Source organism: Micromonospora sp. LOL_014 (genome assembly GCF_048060245.1).
Classification (GTDB): domain Bacteria; phylum Actinomycetota; class Actinomycetes; order Mycobacteriales; family Micromonosporaceae; genus Micromonospora_E.
In genome coordinates this window covers 80,974-96,149 of record NZ_JBHMIP010000012.1, presented here as the reverse complement: position 1 = coordinate 96,149, position 15,176 = coordinate 80,974, and the positions used below count along the sequence as shown (strand labels likewise).

Here is a 15,176-nt window from a genome sequence, read left to right as displayed (position 1 = left end):
CGGCCGGTCACCGGTCACGCCGACCTCAGGCCCGTCGGGTGCCCGTCTGCTGCAGTACGCCGCGTCGACCGGCGGTCTCCCCGTTGGGGGCCGGTGCCCCGTACGTCACGGACAGGCCCCGTTCCCCGGCTGCGGCGACGATCGCCGGCACGGCCCGCTCGGCGAGCGCGGCGATCGTCATCGCCGGGTTCACGGTGAGCGCACCGGGCACCGCCGATCCGTCGGTGACGAAGATCCCCGGGTGGCCACGCAGTTCGTGACGGTCGTCAAGGGCCGAGGTCGCCGGGTCGTCGCCGATGCGGCAGGACGCCAGCGGGTGGACGGTGTACGCGCCGACCAGGTCGTTGGTCCACGGCATCACCCGGGCCAGTCCGTCGCGCTCCAAAATGTCCCGGATGTCGGCGTCGGCAGCGGCCCAGCCCCGCAGGGTGTTCGCCGTCGGCCGGTAGCGCAGCGGGCCATGGGCGAGCATCTGCTGGGACAGCCGGACCCCGTTGCCCGACGGCGGCAGCTCGCCGAAGACCCCCTCGTTGTCGTCCTCGCTCATGATGAAGATGGTCAACCAGGACTGCCACTTGCGGATCAGCTCCTTTTTCTCCACCCCGAACCAGGTGGGGCCGGTGGCGTCCGGCACCTGGGCCAGGATGGTGCCGAAGCCGGGCGGGAAGTAGAGCTGCTCCAGCGAGTACCGCTCGTACTCCGGCAGCGCCGCATCCAACCGGTCCCAGCTGGCCACCGCCGGCCCCTTGCCGATCTGGTACGCCTGGTACCCGACGCCGTCGGTCCGCTGCAGGCCGAGCACCTCGCGGACCCGGTCGTCCTCGACGACGGCGGTGTTCAGCCGCTCCCCGTTGCCGGAGAAGTAGCGCCCGACCGCGGCCGGCATCTGCCCGAGGTACGGCGCGGAGCGCTGCAGGATCACCGGGGTCGCGCCGGCCCCGGCCGCCACGACGACGATCTTGGCGTCGATCGTCCCGCTCGCCACCTCGATCCGGTAGTCGACCTCGTCCATCACGGTGTAGTGCACCCGGTAACTGCCGTCTGCGTTGCGGGTCAGATGCTGGACCTCGTGCAACGGGCGGATCTCGGCACCGTGGCTGATCGCGGCCGGCAGGTAGTTCAGCAGCAGCGAACGTTTGGCGTCGAAGCGGCAGCCGGACATCATCCAGTTGCAGTTGGTGCACTTCTCCTCGTCGATCGCCACCGGAACCGGGTTGGCGGTCCGGCCGGCGTGGTCACAGGCGGCGGCCCACAGGCCGCCCGCGTACGGCACGTTCCGCCACTCCTGCTGGGTGACCGGCAGGGCCTCGGCGACCCGGTCGTACCAGGGTTCGAGCGTGTCGCGGGAGACGGCGGCCGGCCACATCCGCCGGCCGATGCTGCCGTGCCGTTCGAAGACGAACCGTGGGGCACGTGGCATGGCGGCGAAGTAGACGACGCTGCCCCCACCCACGCAGTTGCCACCCAGCACGCTCATACCGTCGCCGATGACGAAGTCGAACGCCCGGGTGGTCGACGATCCGAACTTGAAGTCCTGGTCGAAGTCCGTGCCGGACAGCCACGGGCCGCGTTCGAGGATGGTCACCCGGGCACCACCGGCAGCAAGGTGGTACGCGGTGATGGCGCCGCCGAAGCCGCTGCCGATCACCAGGACGTCGGTGCTCTCGATGCTGCTCATGCCGGGCTCCCTGAGGGGGTCGTGTCGGGATGCGGGCGGGCCAGCTGCCGCCCGTACGAGTAGGCGGGGAACCGCCAGAGCCCGTCGGCGTCCGGCGGGAAGTAGCCGAGTGTGGTCAGCCCGGGATGACCTGCGGCGAGGGCGTCGGTGGTGTGCAGGTGTGAGCCAGAGTCGAAGGCGATCGTGCTGAACATCGCCAGGCTGACCCAGAACTCCCGCTCGACGTGGTCGGGCGCGGTGAGCTCCTGGATGAGCGCGACCCGCTCGGGGTAGGCCAGGGCCACGAACGGCGGCAGGGCCGCGGCGAGCGGGTGGCCATGTTCCTCGGCGAACCGACGAGCGTGCTCGTTGAGCTGCTCGGCCAGCGTCTCCAGCACGGGTTCCATACCGCCTTCGGGGCTGCGCAGGACCTCCAGCGCGCCGGCGGATGCCGCACCGCCGCCCGACGCGACGCCCGCGACCGCGTGGTCCTCGGCCGAACGTTTCTCGCCCGGAAGAATCGTGTCGGCGTAGGCCTCCAATGTCATGCTCATCTCATCGTCAGCCGGGGCTGGAATCACGGAAAGCCTCCTGCTACTACTAAATGACCGGGCAGAAGAACGCCTCATCTCGACCTAACCGACAAGGTTCGCCGTCAATTATCAGGCCGCCCTTGACTCATATTGGACGCTGCGACCCCGCCCATCATCTTCATGGTTGCTTGAAGCAACCCAACTGCTCAACTCTGTTGCTGTTCCCGTACGTAGAGACCAAAGAGCGGACCGACCGGCGATCGGCCGATTCCCGAACAGGTCCGCAATTTGCAAGACGTGGCCGTTACGGCTGCCGCCTAGGCTCGATGGAAGCCCGCGCCGTCACGGCTGCAGCAGAATGCGCCGACCACCACGGACGGTCGAGAACGAACAGATCCTGTGACTACCGGGAAGGAAGCACCATGTCCCAGAACCTGGATGTGATCTCCGCTCTCTCCGCCGACGGCGCGGCCGTCGACCAGTTGGTGAGCGGACTCGACGCCGGCCAGTGGCAGCGGGAGACCCCCGCTGCGGGCTGGACGATCGCTCACCAGATCGCCCATCTGGCCGCGACGTTCCGGATGGCAGCGCTCGCGGCGGCGGACCCGGCGGGCTTCACCGCGATGGCCGCACGGCTGAGCCCCGACTTCAACGCCAACGTCGACCGGGCGCTGGCGGAGTACCTCGCCGACCCGCCTCAGGTCCTGCTCGCCCGGTGGCGGGCGGAGCGGACCGCCGCCGAGAAGGCTCTGGCCGCAGTGCCGGCCGACCAGGTCGTACCCTGGCTGGTACGGCCGTTGCCGCCGGCGGTGCTCGCGTCGGCCGGCATGATGGAGCTGTTCGGCCACGGCCAGGACATCGCCGACGCGCTCGGTGTCCGACCGCAGCGCACCGACCGCATCGGGTTCCTCGTCGGCTTCGCCGTGCGCACCTGGGACTTCGGCTACCTGGCACGGGGACTCGCCGTACCGGACGTGCAGTTCCGGTTCGAGCTCACCGCCCCGTCAGGCAAGCTGTGGGAGTTCGGCCCGGCCGACGGCACGCAGCGGATCACCGGGTCGGCCGAGGACTTCTGCCTGCTGGTGACCCGGCGCCGGCACCGGGCCGACCTGACGTTGACCGCCACCGGGGCCGAGGCCGACCAGTGGCTCGACATCGCCCAGGCGTACCGGGGGCCGGCCGGACCCGGACGACGGCCCGGACAGTTCGCCGATGGCCGCCGGTAGTCCGGCCGCGACGGACCTGCGCTCCGACCTGGCCACCGCGACGGAGGAGTCACCATGGTGATCGTCATGCGGGCAGACGCCGCAGCAACCGACATCGCCGCGATCATCGACCGCGTGGAGTCAGCTGGCGGCCAGGCTTTCGTCAGCCGGGGAATCGAACGGGTGATCATCGGGCTGGTGGGCGACGTCGACCGGTTCGCCACGCTGAACCTGGCCGCGATGCGCGGGGTCCACCAGGTCACCCGGATCTCGGCGAAGTACAAGCTGGTCAGCCGGGAGCATCATCCGCAGCGTTCGGTGGTATGGGTGGGTGGCGTACCGATCGGGCCGGGCACGGTCACCTTCATCGCGGGACCGTGCGCGGTGGAGTCCGGTACACAGACGCTGGCCGCCGCGCAGCTGGCCCGTCAGGCCGGCGCGAGCCTCCTTCGGGGCGGCGCGTTCAAACCCCGGACCTCGCCGTACGCCTTCCAGGGACTGGCCGAGGACGGACTCCGCATCCTGGCCGAGGTCCGGGAGCACACCGGGATGCCGGTCGTCACCGAAGTGCTCAGCGCCGAGGACGTGCCGCTGGTCGCGCGGTACGCCGACATGCTGCAGATCGGTACCCGCAACATGCAGAACTTCCCGCTGCTGCAGGCCGCCGGGTCGGCTGGCCGGCCGGTCATGCTCAAGCGCGGCATGTCCGCGACGGTCGAGGAATGGCTGATGGCGGCCGAGTACATCGCCCAGCGGGGAAACCTCGACATCGTGCTCTGCGAGCGGGGCATCCGTACGTTCGAGACGGCGACCCGCAATACCCTGGACATCTCCGCCGTGCCGGTGGTCCAGCAGCTGTCCCACCTACCGGTCATCGTGGACCCGTCGCACTCCGGGGGACGCCGCGACCTGGTGCTTCCGCTGACCCGGGCAGCGGTGAGCGTCGGCGCGGACGGCGTCATCGTGGACGTGCACCCGGAGCCGGAGAAGGCGCTGTGCGACGGACCGCAGGCGCTGGTCGGTGCCGAACTCGTCGAGCTCGGGCACCGGATCACCGAGCTCACCCGGCTGATGGGTCGCCGGCCCGCGACACCAGCGCGGTCGGCCCGGCCACGGGCCGCTGCCCAGTCGGGCTGCTGACGGGGACCGCCCGGCCGCGACCCGACGCATGCCTGCACCGGATGTGGGTAGGAGCCCTCACATCCGGTGCAGCGGCACGGGCGGAGAGGACCAGCGACGTGACTGACCAGGCCATACCCGACGTCGACCGCGGGACCGACGACCGGGCGATGCCACGGGCCGTGCGGGCCGCCCGGGCGTACGCCGAGGCGACCGCCCAGACCGCCCGCTACCTCGACCGGACTGGTACGTTGCCCGACCCGGCCGACATCGCCGAGTACGCCAACCTGCTCGCCCGTGAGGAGGCGACCCGCGACGAACGCGCCGACGCGCTGCGCGCCGCCGGGCTGGAGGTACCGAGCCTCGACGCGGACGAAGGTTGACCGGTCAGGTGTGGCCGACGACCGCCGGTCAGAATCGACCCCAGTCGTCGGCGGCCGGCCGCCACACGTCGATGTTGCGCGGGTCGACGGCCATCCGCCGGGCCCGGTGCGTGGCGTGCTCCTCCGGGGTGAAGACCCGGTGCCGGTCGCACAGCTCGTAGCGCGGCCCGTGCTTCGGGTCGTGCATGTAGAACGCGATCGACGTCGACGCCGAGTGGTTGACCAGGTCGGAGGCGATCGGCACCTTCTTGTACTGGGCCCGCGCGCGGCCGCGCATCACGTGGTCGAAGCTCTTCATCTTGAAGCACAGGTGCGCGACGTAGAACTCCTTGTTGCGCTGCAGCGCCAGGCTGTGGTGGTAGCGGTCCTCGCAGCGCAGGAAGACGGTGACGTCGCCGACGTAGTCGCTGGGCAGGAAGCCCAGCACCTTGGTGTAGAAGTCGAGCGACTCCTCGTACTTGTCGGTGGCCAGGAACGGGTGCACCAGGTCGACCGGGCGCAGCTCGATCAACGGCGGTTCGGCGTACTCGACGAACTCGGTGAACAGTTCGACGATCAGCCCGTTGGGATCGCGTACGGCGAATCCGCGCTGACACAGGCCCTTCATCCGCTCGTGCAGTTCAAGCACCTCGTGGCCGGCGGCGACGACCCGCTCCCGCAGGTCGTCGAGGACCTCGTCGGACTCGACGCTGAACCCGACCGCGGTGGTCCACGACTCGGTGCGGTGCGGCGCGGCGATCAGCTCGACGCTGTGGTGCTCGATGTCGGCGCGCAGGAACGCGTACTCGTCGTCGTGCTGCTCCAACTGCAGCCCGACGTGGTACTGGAGGAACTCGATGGAGGCGGCCAGATCCGGCACCTCGATCCGGGCGTACTCCATGCCGTAGGGCCCGCGACGGCGGGTGGCGGCCTCGGTGGACATCTGCGACCCCTTCATGGTGAATTACGCGTCCCCGGCGGTGGGGAGGCTGACGATGACCTGGCGTTGCACGACCGGGCGCCAGCGTTCCCGGACGAACCGCTCGTGCGACTCGCTGTGCAGGTAGTCGAGCAGGTCCTGCTCGGTGGCGAACTCCACGACGAAACCGTGGGTCATCGTGGTGTCCCGGGTGCTGACGTTGACCCCGCTGCGCCAGTTGCGCATCGCCGGGTACTTGCTCGGGAAGGTGTCCAGCTCGGCGAGGACCGACTCGGCGACACCGGGCGGCAGGTCGTCGCGGAACTTGAACGCCAGCATGTGGGTGATCACGACGGCGGCCCCCGCTACAGGATGAAGCTGAGTCGGGCGCCGGGGTCCATCGACTCCATCACCGGGATGGAGCGGCGAACCCGGAAGCGCAGGCCGTCGTCGTCGACCTTGAGTACGTGCTCGTAGCGGCCCACGTAGGTGTAGGCGCCGCCGTCGCGGTAGCGGTGGATGAGGAAGTTGGCGCTGATCCACACCGTCTCCGCGCCGGCCTCCAGCAGGATCACGTTGGAGACCATCCGGTGGGTACGTGAGTGCGGGTTCTCGGCGTGCGCCTTGCGGCTCTTGAGCCGCTTCACCCGGGCCCGGATCAGGTCATAGTCGTCGCAGACGAAGAACCCGGCGGTGGTGGCGTCCCAGCCGGCCCAGTCGGTGGTCGGCACCTCCATCCGGCCGTCCGGCTCGAACATGGTGAACCACTCGTCGAGGCGCCACTCGTCGAGCAGCTGCGCCTCCCGGTAGAGGAAGTCCTCCACGTCGGCCCGGGTTACCTCACGGGCCCCCACGTTGAGCACTGCTCCGCTGGTCGTCGCGGACATCGGGTCACTCCTTCCCGCTGGTGGTGGGCACGGCGGAGCCGGCGCTGGCTGCGGAGTCGCTGGTGAAGACGGTGGACGGGCCAGGCGCACCGGGATCTGCCGGTGGGTCGCCGGCGACGGCGGTGGCCGCCCCGACCCGGTCGGCCCAGTGCCGCCAGAAGCTGCGCATCGCGCCCTCGTCGATGGAGCGGCCCTGGTTGCCCTGCTTCTCGTTGGCCATGCCGCGGGACATGTCGGACCAGTCGTGGGCCGGGTCGGCCGAGTCGGCGGTGGCGACGATGCCGCGCTGCACCGCCTCGTACGCCTCGATGTCGTCCGGGGTGGCCAGGCCGCCGGGGCCGACGAAGCTGACCATGGTCTTGATCCGCAGCGCCCGGACCGACTCCGGCTCGCCGGTCTCGACGAACTGCCAGGCCCGCACGTCGGTGCGGTCCGGGGCGACCGGTTCGAGCTGGCGGATGGTCAGCGCTTCGAGGTCGAACAGCAGCAGGTTGGGGAAGACGAAGAGGATCCGGCTGGCGTCGGCGATCTCGGCGGCAAGCTCCGGCCCGAGCCGGGCGATCATCTCGTTGCGCTTGGCGACGGTACGGGCCTTCTCCTCGTCGCCGAAGCGCGGCTCCCAGACCATGCCGATCCGGCCGTTGTGGCCGGTGAGCACGAGCAGTCCGTGTCCGCCGCCGAGGTCGTAGGCGTACTGGTCGTCGTCGGTGACCGCGAAGCCGGTCTCCCGCAGGTAGCCGACGAAGGTGTTGTGGGTCGGCGCGAAGTGGTAGCCGTCCATGGCGTTCTCGACGGCGAGCTTCCAGTTGCCCTTGACGCTGTAGAGCTGCACGCCGGGCAGGGTCTGCATGCCGTGCGCGCCGATCTTGGCGGTCAGCGACATGTAGTGCGCGGCCGGGCCGAGGTGGGTGAGCAGATCGGGCACGTCGGGGTCGAACGCGACGAAGACGAAGCCCTCGTGGATCTGCAGCCGGGGCACCTGGCGCAGCCGCATCGACTCGCGGAAGCCGGGGTCGTCGGGGTAGCTCTCGTCGCCGGGCAGCGCGGCCAGGTCACCGGAGTTGCTGAACGCCCAGGCGTGGTAGAAGCACTGGAAGAACTTGGTGTTGCCCTCGTTGTGCCGGCACAGGATGGTGCCGCGGTGGGTGCAGGCGTTGAGGAAGACCTTGACCTCGCCGGCGGAGTCGCGGCAGAAGATCAGCGGCCGGCCGCCGAGGGTGCGGGTCTTGAAGTCGCCGGCGTTGGGGATCTCGGTCTCGTGGCCGAGGTAGAGCCAGGTGTGGCCCCAGATCTTGGCGATCTCGTCGCGGAACACACCCGGGTCGCGGTACGCCGAGCGGTGCACCCGGAAGCGCATCGCCTCCCAGTCCTCGTCGATCAGCGCGCCACCGTCGGCTCCGCCGAGCGGTCGCACCGGCGTCTGCTGCGTCATCACCCCACCGCCCTCTTTCGTCCCGTCCGCCCGCCTCGGCGGCGCTACGTCATGCGAGACAGTGTCTCGCACTCCGATGCTGCTATCAGAGCCCTACACCTGTCAAGAGCAGGGCATCTTCCGTGATCGGGTTACTCACTGTTAACAGGGGAGCAACACGTTCCTGCGGGTTCGCCGGAAAAGATCCGGTCATCCACCCGTCACCCCCGGCCCACCAGCGGCACGCACCGCCGCGCGCCCTGCGCCCGCCGGCCGGGTACCCCTTCCGGAGGAACCGATGCTCCAGCCGCACCAGGGACCGATCGCCGGCGCCCACTACCTGCCGACCACCCCCGAGACCTGCCTGTGGGGCCGGCTGCCCAACCGCGGCCACGCCCCGGTGCTACGGGTGCGCTCCGGCGAGACCGTGACGATCGACACCCTCAGCCACGAAGGCATCCTCGAAGACCAGGGCCGCGACCCGGTGGGCTACCTCAAGCAGTACGACGTACCCGCCGATCAGGTCCTCACCGACTCCCGCGACCTGGCCGCCTCCGACATCGCCCACGACTACGACGACGACGGCCCGCACGTGGTCACCGGCCCGATCACCGTCGACGGCGCACAGCCCGGCGACCTGCTCCGGGTCGACGTGCTCGACCTGACGATCCGGGCCCCGTACGGCTTTGTCAGCAGCCGGCACGGCTACGGCGCGCTGCCCGGCGAGTTCCCGCTCACCCCGGTCGACACCGGGCCCGACAGCGACCCCCGCGCCTACGGCAGCGTCTGCCACTTCACCGAGGTCGTCTCCAGCGGCGGCCGGCTCTACGGCGTACTGCCGTTCGGTGCCGGCCGGGCCGCCCGGTTTCCGCTCGCGCCGTTCCTCGGCCTGATGGGGGTCGCCGTCGACACCGACGAGATGGTGCACTCGGTGCCGCCCGGCGGGCACGGCGGCAACCTGGACATCAACGAACTGCAGGTCGGCTCCAGCCTCTACCTGCCGGTGCAACTGCCCGGTGCCGGCTTCTACGCCGGTGACCCGCACTACGCCCAGGGCGACGGCGAGGTGGCGCTCACCGCGCTGGAGGCACCGCTGCGGGCCACTTTGCGGCTAAGCGTCATCCCGGCGGCGCAGGCCGCCCTGCTGGTCGGCGCCGGGGAGGCCCCGCTGGCCGAGACCGACACCCACTGGATCCCGGTCGGCCTGGACGCCGACCTGAACGAGGCGATGCGCCGGGCGGTCCGGGCCGCGGTCAACTTCCTCGCCCGCACCCGGGGCATGCCGCGCGACACCGCCCTGGCCTACCTGAGCGCCGCCGCAGACTTCGAGGTCAGCCAGGTCGTCGACGCGGTCAAGGGCGTGCACTGCCTGATCCGCAAGGCCGACTTCCCGCCCCAGAACTGACCATACCTGCGCGTCGCGGCACCTCGGCACTCCCGTCCGTGACGTATGGTCGGCGCGCTCTGTTCCGACGCCGACCGGGGTCACCGGCGCCGACCGGCTACCAAAGACCGACCAGGGCTGGCCACCTAGCCGACGGCGAGCACCTCGGCCCGGCGTGGGGCACTGGCCATCGCACCTGGCCGGGTGACCGTCACCGCCGCCGCCCGGCTCGCCCAGCGGGCCGCGTCGTCGATCGCCGCACCGTCGAGCAGCGCGTCGGCCAGCGCCGCGCAGAACGTGTCCCCGGCACCGGTGGCGTCCACCGCGTCGACCTGCTCGGCCGGCACGACATGCTCCCGGTCGGCGGTCACCACCAGGGCACCGTCGACGCCGAGGGTCACCACCACCGGCCCCCGGGTGCGCAGCGACCGGGCCATCGCGGCCAGCGCGGCGACATCGCCGGTCCCGCCACCGGACACCGACGAGTCGGCACCGGCCAGCGCCGTGAGTTCACCCCGGTTGGGCACCAGCACGTCGACCCGGGCCAGCGTCGCCGCGTCGATCGGCCGGGCCGGTGCCGGGTTCACCACGACCAGGCCGCGGGCGGCGGCCACCGCTGCGGCCACCACCGCCGCGTCGACCTCCTGCTGCAGCAGTACGGCCGCGGCGTCGCCGACCAGGTCGGCGTACGGCCGCAGGTGCTCCGGGGCGAGCCACATGTTGGCCCCGGAACTGACCGCGATGGTGCTGTCGCCGTCGGCGGTGACCAGCACGATCGCCTGCCCGGTGGGGCGGGGTGCGCGCAGCACCGCCGAGGTGTCGACGCCTTCGGCGGACAGCAGCCCGGTCAGCCACTCCCCCTCGGGGTCTTCGCCGACCGCGCCGACCATGGCCACCGACCGGCCCAGTCGGGCGGCGGCCACCGCCTGGTTGGCGCCCTTGCCGCCGCCGGCCCGGGAATGGTCGGCGGCGCTGAGCACCGTCTGCCCGGCGGCGGGCAGTTCGTCGAGGGGCACCACCACGTCGACGTTGAGGCTGCCCACCACCACGATGTCGGTCATCGGCTCACCCCTGAGCGGTGGCGGGACGCCAGGCGTGCGCCAGGAAGTCGGCGCGCGGTGGGGCGAACACGTCCAGGTTGATGCACGGGCCCTCGGTCGGCTCGATGTAGTGCTCGGCACCGCGCGGAATCAGCAGCATCGACCCCGCGCCCATGTTGTGCGGCACCCCGTCTACGTAGTAGTTGCATCGCCCGCCGAGGATCATCACGAGCTGGTCGAAGTCGTCGTGGGTGTGCGGGTTGAGGGCCATGCCGACGGCGAGTTCGTGCCAGGCGAGGACCACCTCGTCGGTGGCGTACACCTTGCGTCGCACGCCGGGGCGTACGTCGGTGGCGGGGATGTCGTCCCAGTTGACCGAGGTGCGGTAGAGCTGCGGGTTCAGCACGTCCGGGCTCCCTTCGAGGGCTGACTCAATTGTCGGTGGCGAGATGGCGCAGACCGGCACCGAGCAACTGCAGGTCGGATCCGGCGACCAGGTAGCCGGCCCCGGCCAGTCCGTACCGGCGCAGTGTCTGGTCGGTCGCGGCCGGTGCCCACCCACCCAGGGTGGCCCCGGCGGCGCGGGCGGCGTCGGCGATCTCACCGACCCGGCGCAGCAGCGGTGCCTGGTCGTCGGTGGTGGCCAGGCCGAGGCTGACCGCCAGGTCGGTGGTGCCGGCGAACGCCACGTCGACGCTGGAGCTGCCGTCCGGGCCGGTCAGCAGGTCGGGCAGCGGGTTGTCGGTGTCGGCGGTCTCGATCTGGGCGACCAGCAGCGGCGGGTCGGCTGCCTCGGCGGCCAGGTAGGCGTCCAGCCCGCCGGACCCGTAGCCGGCGGCCGGGTGGGCGAGGCTGATGCTGCGCCGGCCGACCGGCGCGTACCGCACGGCGGCGTGCAGCGCGGCGACCTGCGCGCGGGCGCGTACGGTGGACAGCTGCACGCCGGCGGCTCCGGCCTCCAGCAGCCGGTTGACCTGCGCCGGGTCGACCGCTGCCAGCCGGACCAGGGCCGGCAGGCCGAGCAGTGCGGCGTGCCGCAGCTGCCCGGCGGCGGTCCGCTCGTCCAACCCGGAGTGCTCCAGGTCGACCACGACGAAGTCGAAGCCGGCCTGGGCGGCCAGCTCGACCGCGTCGGTGCCGGGCAGTTTCAGGAAGGTGCCGACCACCCGCCGGCCGCGCCGCAGCCGCTCGCGCAGCGCGGCCCGGCCGGTGTGCACCCCGGTGCGCATCAGTGTCCGCCCTCAGCTGGCCCGGCCGGCGGCACCGGCCTGGTCGGCGGGCAGGCCACGCCACGGTACGGTCGGCACCCGCTCGCCGGCCAGCAGCACCACTTCCGGCTCCAGCCGGGGGGCGGTGATCTGGTTGCCGGCCGCGTCGGGCAGCACCGCCTCGTCGGCGTCGGCGAGCACGGTGACGTGCGCCGGGCCGCCTTCGACGAGGCTGCCGTAGCCTTCGGCGTACAGGCCGGTGAGCCGGGCCGGGGCGCTGGTCACCCGGGGCACGATCTGCTCCATGGTCATGCCCAGCGCGCGCAGCTTGGCCATGCTGGTGACCAGGTCGAACACCGGGCCGCGCCAGTTGCGGGCCGAGGTGTCCGAGGTGATCACGTCCGGGTAGAAGCCCTGCGCGATCGCCGGTTCGGCCACCTTGAAGCTGAGGTTGCTCTTGCCGTGCGCCGACTCGAACAGCACACCGCGCTCACGGGCGGCGTACACCTCGGGCAGCACGGTGCCGTCGGCCAGGATGCCGTACGGCTTGCCGGTGTAGCAGTGCGCGACGACGTCGCCGGGGCGCAGCATCTCCAGCACGGCCGGCAACGGCTCCGGGGTCTCCCCGATGTGGATCATCAACGGCAGGCCGGCCTCGGCGGACAGCTCCAGCGAACGCTTGAGCAGCGGCCGCCAGTTGTGCCCGACGACGTCCTCGGAGAGCCGGATCTTGAAGCCGCGGACCCGGTGCGGGTTGGCGGCGGCGACCGCGAGCGCGTCCTCGGGGACCAGGGTGTCCGGGTTCATCAGCTCGCCGAACCGGAAGTCGATCAGCCCGAGCACGCTGACGTTGAGGAAGTTGACCAGCCGCAGCTTCGCCGGGGCGGCGACGTACCGCTCGAAGGCGGCGAAGGTGGATGCGCCGACGGTGCCGGCGTCGCAGGCGGCGACGACGCCCCGGTGCAGGTGCGCCTCGTCCGGCGGGGCACCCACCTTGGACACCTCGGCGAAGATGTGGGTGTGTCCCTCGACCAGGCCGGGCAGCACGTACCGGCCGGCGCAGTCGACCACCTCGCGGGCGTCGGCGGCCAGGCCGGGGGCGATGCGGGCGATCCGGTCGCCGGTCACCGCGACGTCGGCGACCTGGCTGGCGCCGGTGGCGGAGTCGAAGACCTCACCGCCGGCCAGCACCAGGTCGTACCGGGAAGCATTCTCAGTCATCAGTCAGCGGACTTTCTGTGCGAAGGAGGGGACGGCGCCACCGCGTCGAGGGTTTCATCGGAGGTCTCAGCGGGATCACCGTCGGGGTTTTCAGCGCAGAACCGGGTACGCAGCGGCAGCACCCCGCCGACCGAGACCTCGACCAGGTCGCCGGGGCGCAGGAAGCAGCCCCGGTCCTGGCCGGTGCCGGCCGGGGTACCGGTGAGCACCACGTCGCCCGGTTCCAGGACCACGTACCGGGTGATCCAGGCGAGCAGCTGCGGCACCGGGAAGATCAGGTCGGCGATGGTGGCCTGCTGGCGCACCTCACCGTTGACGGTGGTCCGCACCTCGATGGCGTCGCGGTCGGCGACGGCGGCGATGTCCAGCACCGACGTGCCCAGCGCGCCGAATCCGGGGAAGCTCTTGGCCAGCGTCGGGTTGGCCGAGGCGGTCATCACGTCCCGGGCGGTCAGGTCGTTTGCGGCGGTGATCGCGGCGACGTGCGACCAGGCCTGGTCGGCCGGCGTACGGTGCATCCGGGCCCCGATGACCAGCGCGATCTCGCCTTCGTAGTCGGGTTGGGCGCTGATCGAGCTGGGCAGCGCCACGGTGGCGTCCGGGCCGGAGCCGGCGCTGGCCGACTTGAGGTAGAGCACCGGTTCGGTGGGGACGGCCCGGCCGGCTGCCCGCGCCTTGCAGTGGTAGTTGAGGCCGACTCCCCACACCGCCCTGGTACTGCCCAGCGGGGCGACCAGCTCGGCGGTGACGCTGGCCAGCGGCAGCCGGTCGCGGGCCGGGGCGTCGGCGGCCGGGGTCAGGCCGGCACCGGCCCGCAGCAGCTCGGCGACGTCGCGGTACGGCAGGTCGAGCAGCTCGGCGGTGCCGTCGCCGCAGATCCGGGCCAGTCCGTGCCGGGTGGCCAGCAGCTGCAGACCGGTCGGGGCGTTCACGCGGCGTCCGAGGAGTGGCCGGGCACGGTGCTCAGCGCCGGGTTGACCAGCGGTGCCAGGTTGTTGACGGCGGCGGCGGCCTCGCCGAAGCCGACCGAGATCAGCCGCACCTTGCCCGGGTAGTCGGTGACGTCCCCGGCGGCGTAGACCCGGGGCAGGTTGGTCCGCATCGACCGGTCCACGGTGATGTGCCGTTTGGTCATCTCCAGCCCCCACTGCTGCATCGGGCCGAGGTCGGCGATGAAGCCGAGGGCGGCCACCACCGCCTGGGCGGGCAGCTCCTCGCGCCCGTCGCCGCGTACCTCGCTGATCGTGACGGAGGTGAGCTGCGGGTCGCCGGCGATGCCGCTGACCTCGTACGGGGTGACCACCCGAACGGTGGAGGCGTGCAACTGCTCGACGCTGCGTTCGTGGGCGCGGAACTGCGGCCGGCGGTGCACCAGGGTGACGTTGGCGGCGTACGGCTCCAGGGCCAGCGCCCAGTCGACGGCGGAGTCGCCGCCGCCGACCACGACGACCTGCTGTCCGGCGAGTTCTTCCAGCCGGGGCACGAAGTAGCGCAGTCCACGGCCGAGGTAGTCGCTGCCGACCGGCAGCTCGCGCGGGGTGAAGGTGCCGATCCCGGCGGTCAGCAGGACCGCCCTGGCGCGTACCCGGCTGCCGGTGTCGGTGCCGATCTGCACGTGGTCGGTGGCGTTGGTCAGCTCCACGGCGCTCTCGCCCAGCAGGAAGGTGGGTTTGGCGGTGGCGGCCTGGGTGAGCAGGTCGTCGACGAGCTGCTGGCCTTTGATCGCTGGCAGGCCGGCGATGTCGTAGATGTCCTTCTCAGGATAGAGAGCGGCGATCTGTCCGCCCGGTTCGGGCAGCGAGTCGATGATCGCAACGCTCATCCCACGGAAGCCGGCGTAGTAGGCGGCGTACAGGCCGGCCGGGCCGGCGCCGATGATGGCCAGGTCGACGTCGTGTTCGGCGGTCATGAGTCGGTGCTCCCGGCGACGGCCGGGTGGTCGCGACCGACCCGGCCGATCTTGCGTGCGCCGCCGGGGGCGCCGAGATCGCTGAAGAACTCGGCGTTGATCGGGCCGAAATGTGCCTGGTCGGCCGGCAGGTCGTCCAGGTGGAAGATCGAGGTGACCGGGCAGACCGGTTCGCACCGGCCGCACTCGACGCACTCGTCGGGGTTGATGTACATCATCCGGTCGCCCTCGTAGATGCAGTCCACGGGGCATTCCTCGACGCAGGAGCGGTCCTGTACGTCCACGCATTCGTCGGTGACCACGTAGGTCATCGGTCCTCCC

The 15,176-nt window shown here is 71.4% G+C and carries 17 protein-coding genes; 4 read left to right on the top strand and 13 right to left on the bottom strand.

The features are described 5' to 3' along the window. Window positions 1-25 precede the first annotated feature (25 nt). On the bottom strand, window positions 26-1,678 hold the full coding sequence (locus ACFHW1_RS13080; RefSeq protein WP_416552619.1) for an FAD-dependent oxidoreductase: 1,653 nt from the start codon (window positions 1,676-1,678) through the stop codon (window positions 26-28). Further along, the gene (locus tag ACFHW1_RS13075) at window positions 1,675-2,205 is read right to left on the bottom strand and encodes a DUF5987 family protein (protein WP_416552617.1); all 531 of its coding nucleotides are present in this window, start codon (window positions 2,203-2,205) and stop codon (window positions 1,675-1,677) included. The genes ACFHW1_RS13080 and ACFHW1_RS13075 overlap by 4 nt, the downstream gene beginning before the upstream one ends. A 407-nt stretch (window positions 2,206-2,612) precedes the next feature. On the opposite strand from ACFHW1_RS13075, the gene ACFHW1_RS13070 reads away from it, so the two are divergent. From ACFHW1_RS13070 to ACFHW1_RS13060, 3 genes are all read left to right on the top strand, one after another. Next, window positions 2,613-3,416: a TIGR03084 family metal-binding protein gene (locus ACFHW1_RS13070; RefSeq protein WP_416552615.1), complete on the top strand. Its 804-nt coding sequence runs from the start codon at window positions 2,613-2,615 to the stop codon at window positions 3,414-3,416. Window positions 3,417-3,470: 54 nt separating this feature from the next. Beyond that, on the top strand, window positions 3,471-4,535 hold the full coding sequence (aroF, locus tag ACFHW1_RS13065; RefSeq protein ID WP_416615486.1) for a 3-deoxy-7-phosphoheptulonate synthase: 1,065 nt from the start codon (window positions 3,471-3,473) through the stop codon (window positions 4,533-4,535). A gap of 98 nt (window positions 4,536-4,633) precedes the next feature. Next, the gene (locus ACFHW1_RS13060; protein WP_416552611.1) at window positions 4,634-4,897 is read left to right on the top strand and encodes a hypothetical protein; all 264 of its coding nucleotides are present in this window, start codon (window positions 4,634-4,636) and stop codon (window positions 4,895-4,897) included. Window positions 4,898-4,925: 28 nt separating this feature from the next. Here the strand turns inward: ACFHW1_RS13060 and ACFHW1_RS13055 are convergent, their stop codons facing one another. The 4 genes from ACFHW1_RS13055 to ACFHW1_RS13040 are packed head-to-tail and all read right to left on the bottom strand — an operon-like array spanning window position 4,926 to window position 8,114. Further along, a complete protein-coding gene (locus ACFHW1_RS13055) occupies window positions 4,926-5,819 on the bottom strand; it encodes a VOC family protein (protein ID WP_416615485.1) in 894 nt (297 codons plus the stop codon). Window positions 5,820-5,840: 21 nt separating this feature from the next. Continuing rightward, window positions 5,841-6,146 carry a Dabb family protein gene (locus ACFHW1_RS13050; RefSeq protein ID WP_416591219.1) on the bottom strand — a complete coding sequence of 102 codons (306 nt, stop codon included), beginning with the start codon at window positions 6,144-6,146 and terminating at the stop codon, window positions 5,841-5,843. 14 nt (window positions 6,147-6,160) lie between these two features. Beyond that, complete coding sequence (locus ACFHW1_RS13045; protein ID WP_416552607.1) at window positions 6,161-6,682, bottom strand: aromatic-ring-hydroxylating dioxygenase subunit beta; 522 nt, start codon at window positions 6,680-6,682, stop codon at window positions 6,161-6,163. Window positions 6,683-6,686: 4 nt separating this feature from the next. Then, window positions 6,687-8,114: an aromatic ring-hydroxylating oxygenase subunit alpha gene (locus ACFHW1_RS13040; protein WP_416552605.1), complete on the bottom strand. Its 1,428-nt coding sequence runs from the start codon at window positions 8,112-8,114 to the stop codon at window positions 6,687-6,689. 277 nt (window positions 8,115-8,391) lie between these two features. Here ACFHW1_RS13040 and ACFHW1_RS13035 point away from each other — a divergent pair, with 277 nt between their 5' ends. Then, window positions 8,392-9,498, top strand: a complete 1,107-nt coding sequence (locus ACFHW1_RS13035; protein WP_416552603.1) for an acetamidase/formamidase family protein — start codon at window positions 8,392-8,394, stop codon at window positions 9,496-9,498. A gap of 125 nt (window positions 9,499-9,623) precedes the next feature. Here the strand turns inward: ACFHW1_RS13035 and ACFHW1_RS13030 are convergent, their stop codons facing one another. The 7 genes from ACFHW1_RS13030 to fdxA are packed head-to-tail and all read right to left on the bottom strand — an operon-like array spanning window position 9,624 to window position 15,166. Further along, window positions 9,624-10,538: a ribokinase gene (locus ACFHW1_RS13030; RefSeq protein WP_416552601.1), complete on the bottom strand. Its 915-nt coding sequence runs from the start codon at window positions 10,536-10,538 to the stop codon at window positions 9,624-9,626. A gap of 4 nt (window positions 10,539-10,542) precedes the next feature. Then, window positions 10,543-10,923 (bottom strand): cupin domain-containing protein, encoded by a 381-nt coding sequence (locus tag ACFHW1_RS13025; protein WP_416615484.1) that lies wholly within the window; start codon window positions 10,921-10,923, stop codon window positions 10,543-10,545. 25 nt (window positions 10,924-10,948) lie between these two features. Continuing rightward, window positions 10,949-11,746, bottom strand: coding sequence for an aldolase/citrate lyase family protein (locus ACFHW1_RS13020; RefSeq protein ID WP_416552597.1), 798 nt, complete (start codon window positions 11,744-11,746; stop codon window positions 10,949-10,951). 12 nt (window positions 11,747-11,758) lie between these two features. Then, the gene (locus ACFHW1_RS13015) at window positions 11,759-12,946 is read right to left on the bottom strand and encodes a hypothetical protein (RefSeq protein ID WP_416615483.1); all 1,188 of its coding nucleotides are present in this window, start codon (window positions 12,944-12,946) and stop codon (window positions 11,759-11,761) included. Next, entirely contained in the window at window positions 12,946-13,878 is a 933-nt protein-coding gene (locus ACFHW1_RS13010; RefSeq protein ID WP_416567888.1) for a fumarylacetoacetate hydrolase family protein, read from the bottom strand. The genes ACFHW1_RS13015 and ACFHW1_RS13010 overlap by 1 nt, the downstream gene beginning before the upstream one ends. After that, window positions 13,875-14,855, bottom strand: a complete 981-nt coding sequence (locus tag ACFHW1_RS13005; RefSeq protein ID WP_416552591.1) for an NAD(P)/FAD-dependent oxidoreductase — start codon at window positions 14,853-14,855, stop codon at window positions 13,875-13,877. The genes ACFHW1_RS13010 and ACFHW1_RS13005 overlap by 4 nt, the downstream gene beginning before the upstream one ends. Further along, window positions 14,852-15,166: a ferredoxin gene (gene fdxA / locus ACFHW1_RS13000; protein WP_416552589.1), complete on the bottom strand. Its 315-nt coding sequence runs from the start codon at window positions 15,164-15,166 to the stop codon at window positions 14,852-14,854. The genes ACFHW1_RS13005 and fdxA overlap by 4 nt, the downstream gene beginning before the upstream one ends. Between the last annotated feature and the right edge of the window lie 10 nt (window positions 15,167-15,176).

Excerpts from the sequence above, each read along its gene's own strand:
- fdxA (WP_416552589.1), bottom strand. The coding sequence starts at position 15,166 with ATGACCTACGTGGTCACCGACGAATGCGTGGACGTACAGGACCGCTCC.
- ACFHW1_RS13035 (WP_416552603.1), top strand. The coding sequence starts at position 8,392 with ATGCTCCAGCCGCACCAGGGACCGATCGCCGGCGCCCACTACCTGCCG.
- ACFHW1_RS13030 (WP_416552601.1), bottom strand. The coding sequence starts at position 10,538 with ATGACCGACATCGTGGTGGTGGGCAGCCTCAACGTCGACGTGGTGGTG.
- ACFHW1_RS13020 (WP_416552597.1), bottom strand. The coding sequence starts at position 11,746 with ATGCGCACCGGGGTGCACACCGGCCGGGCCGCGCTGCGCGAGCGGCTG.
- ACFHW1_RS13005 (WP_416552591.1), bottom strand. The coding sequence starts at position 14,855 with ATGACCGCCGAACACGACGTCGACCTGGCCATCATCGGCGCCGGCCCG.
- ACFHW1_RS13055 (WP_416615485.1), bottom strand. The coding sequence starts at position 5,819 with ATGTCCACCGAGGCCGCCACCCGCCGTCGCGGGCCCTACGGCATGGAG.
- ACFHW1_RS13040 (WP_416552605.1), bottom strand. The coding sequence starts at position 8,114 with ATGACGCAGCAGACGCCGGTGCGACCGCTCGGCGGAGCCGACGGTGGC.
- ACFHW1_RS13075 (WP_416552617.1), bottom strand. The coding sequence starts at position 2,205 with ATGACATTGGAGGCCTACGCCGACACGATTCTTCCGGGCGAGAAACGT.
- aroF (WP_416615486.1), top strand. The coding sequence starts at position 3,471 with ATGGTGATCGTCATGCGGGCAGACGCCGCAGCAACCGACATCGCCGCG.
- ACFHW1_RS13015 (WP_416615483.1), bottom strand. The coding sequence starts at position 12,946 with ATGACTGAGAATGCTTCCCGGTACGACCTGGTGCTGGCCGGCGGTGAG.
- ACFHW1_RS13045 (WP_416552607.1), bottom strand. The coding sequence starts at position 6,682 with ATGTCCGCGACGACCAGCGGAGCAGTGCTCAACGTGGGGGCCCGTGAG.
- ACFHW1_RS13070 (WP_416552615.1), top strand. The coding sequence starts at position 2,613 with ATGTCCCAGAACCTGGATGTGATCTCCGCTCTCTCCGCCGACGGCGCG.
- ACFHW1_RS13080 (WP_416552619.1), bottom strand. The coding sequence starts at position 1,678 with ATGAGCAGCATCGAGAGCACCGACGTCCTGGTGATCGGCAGCGGCTTC.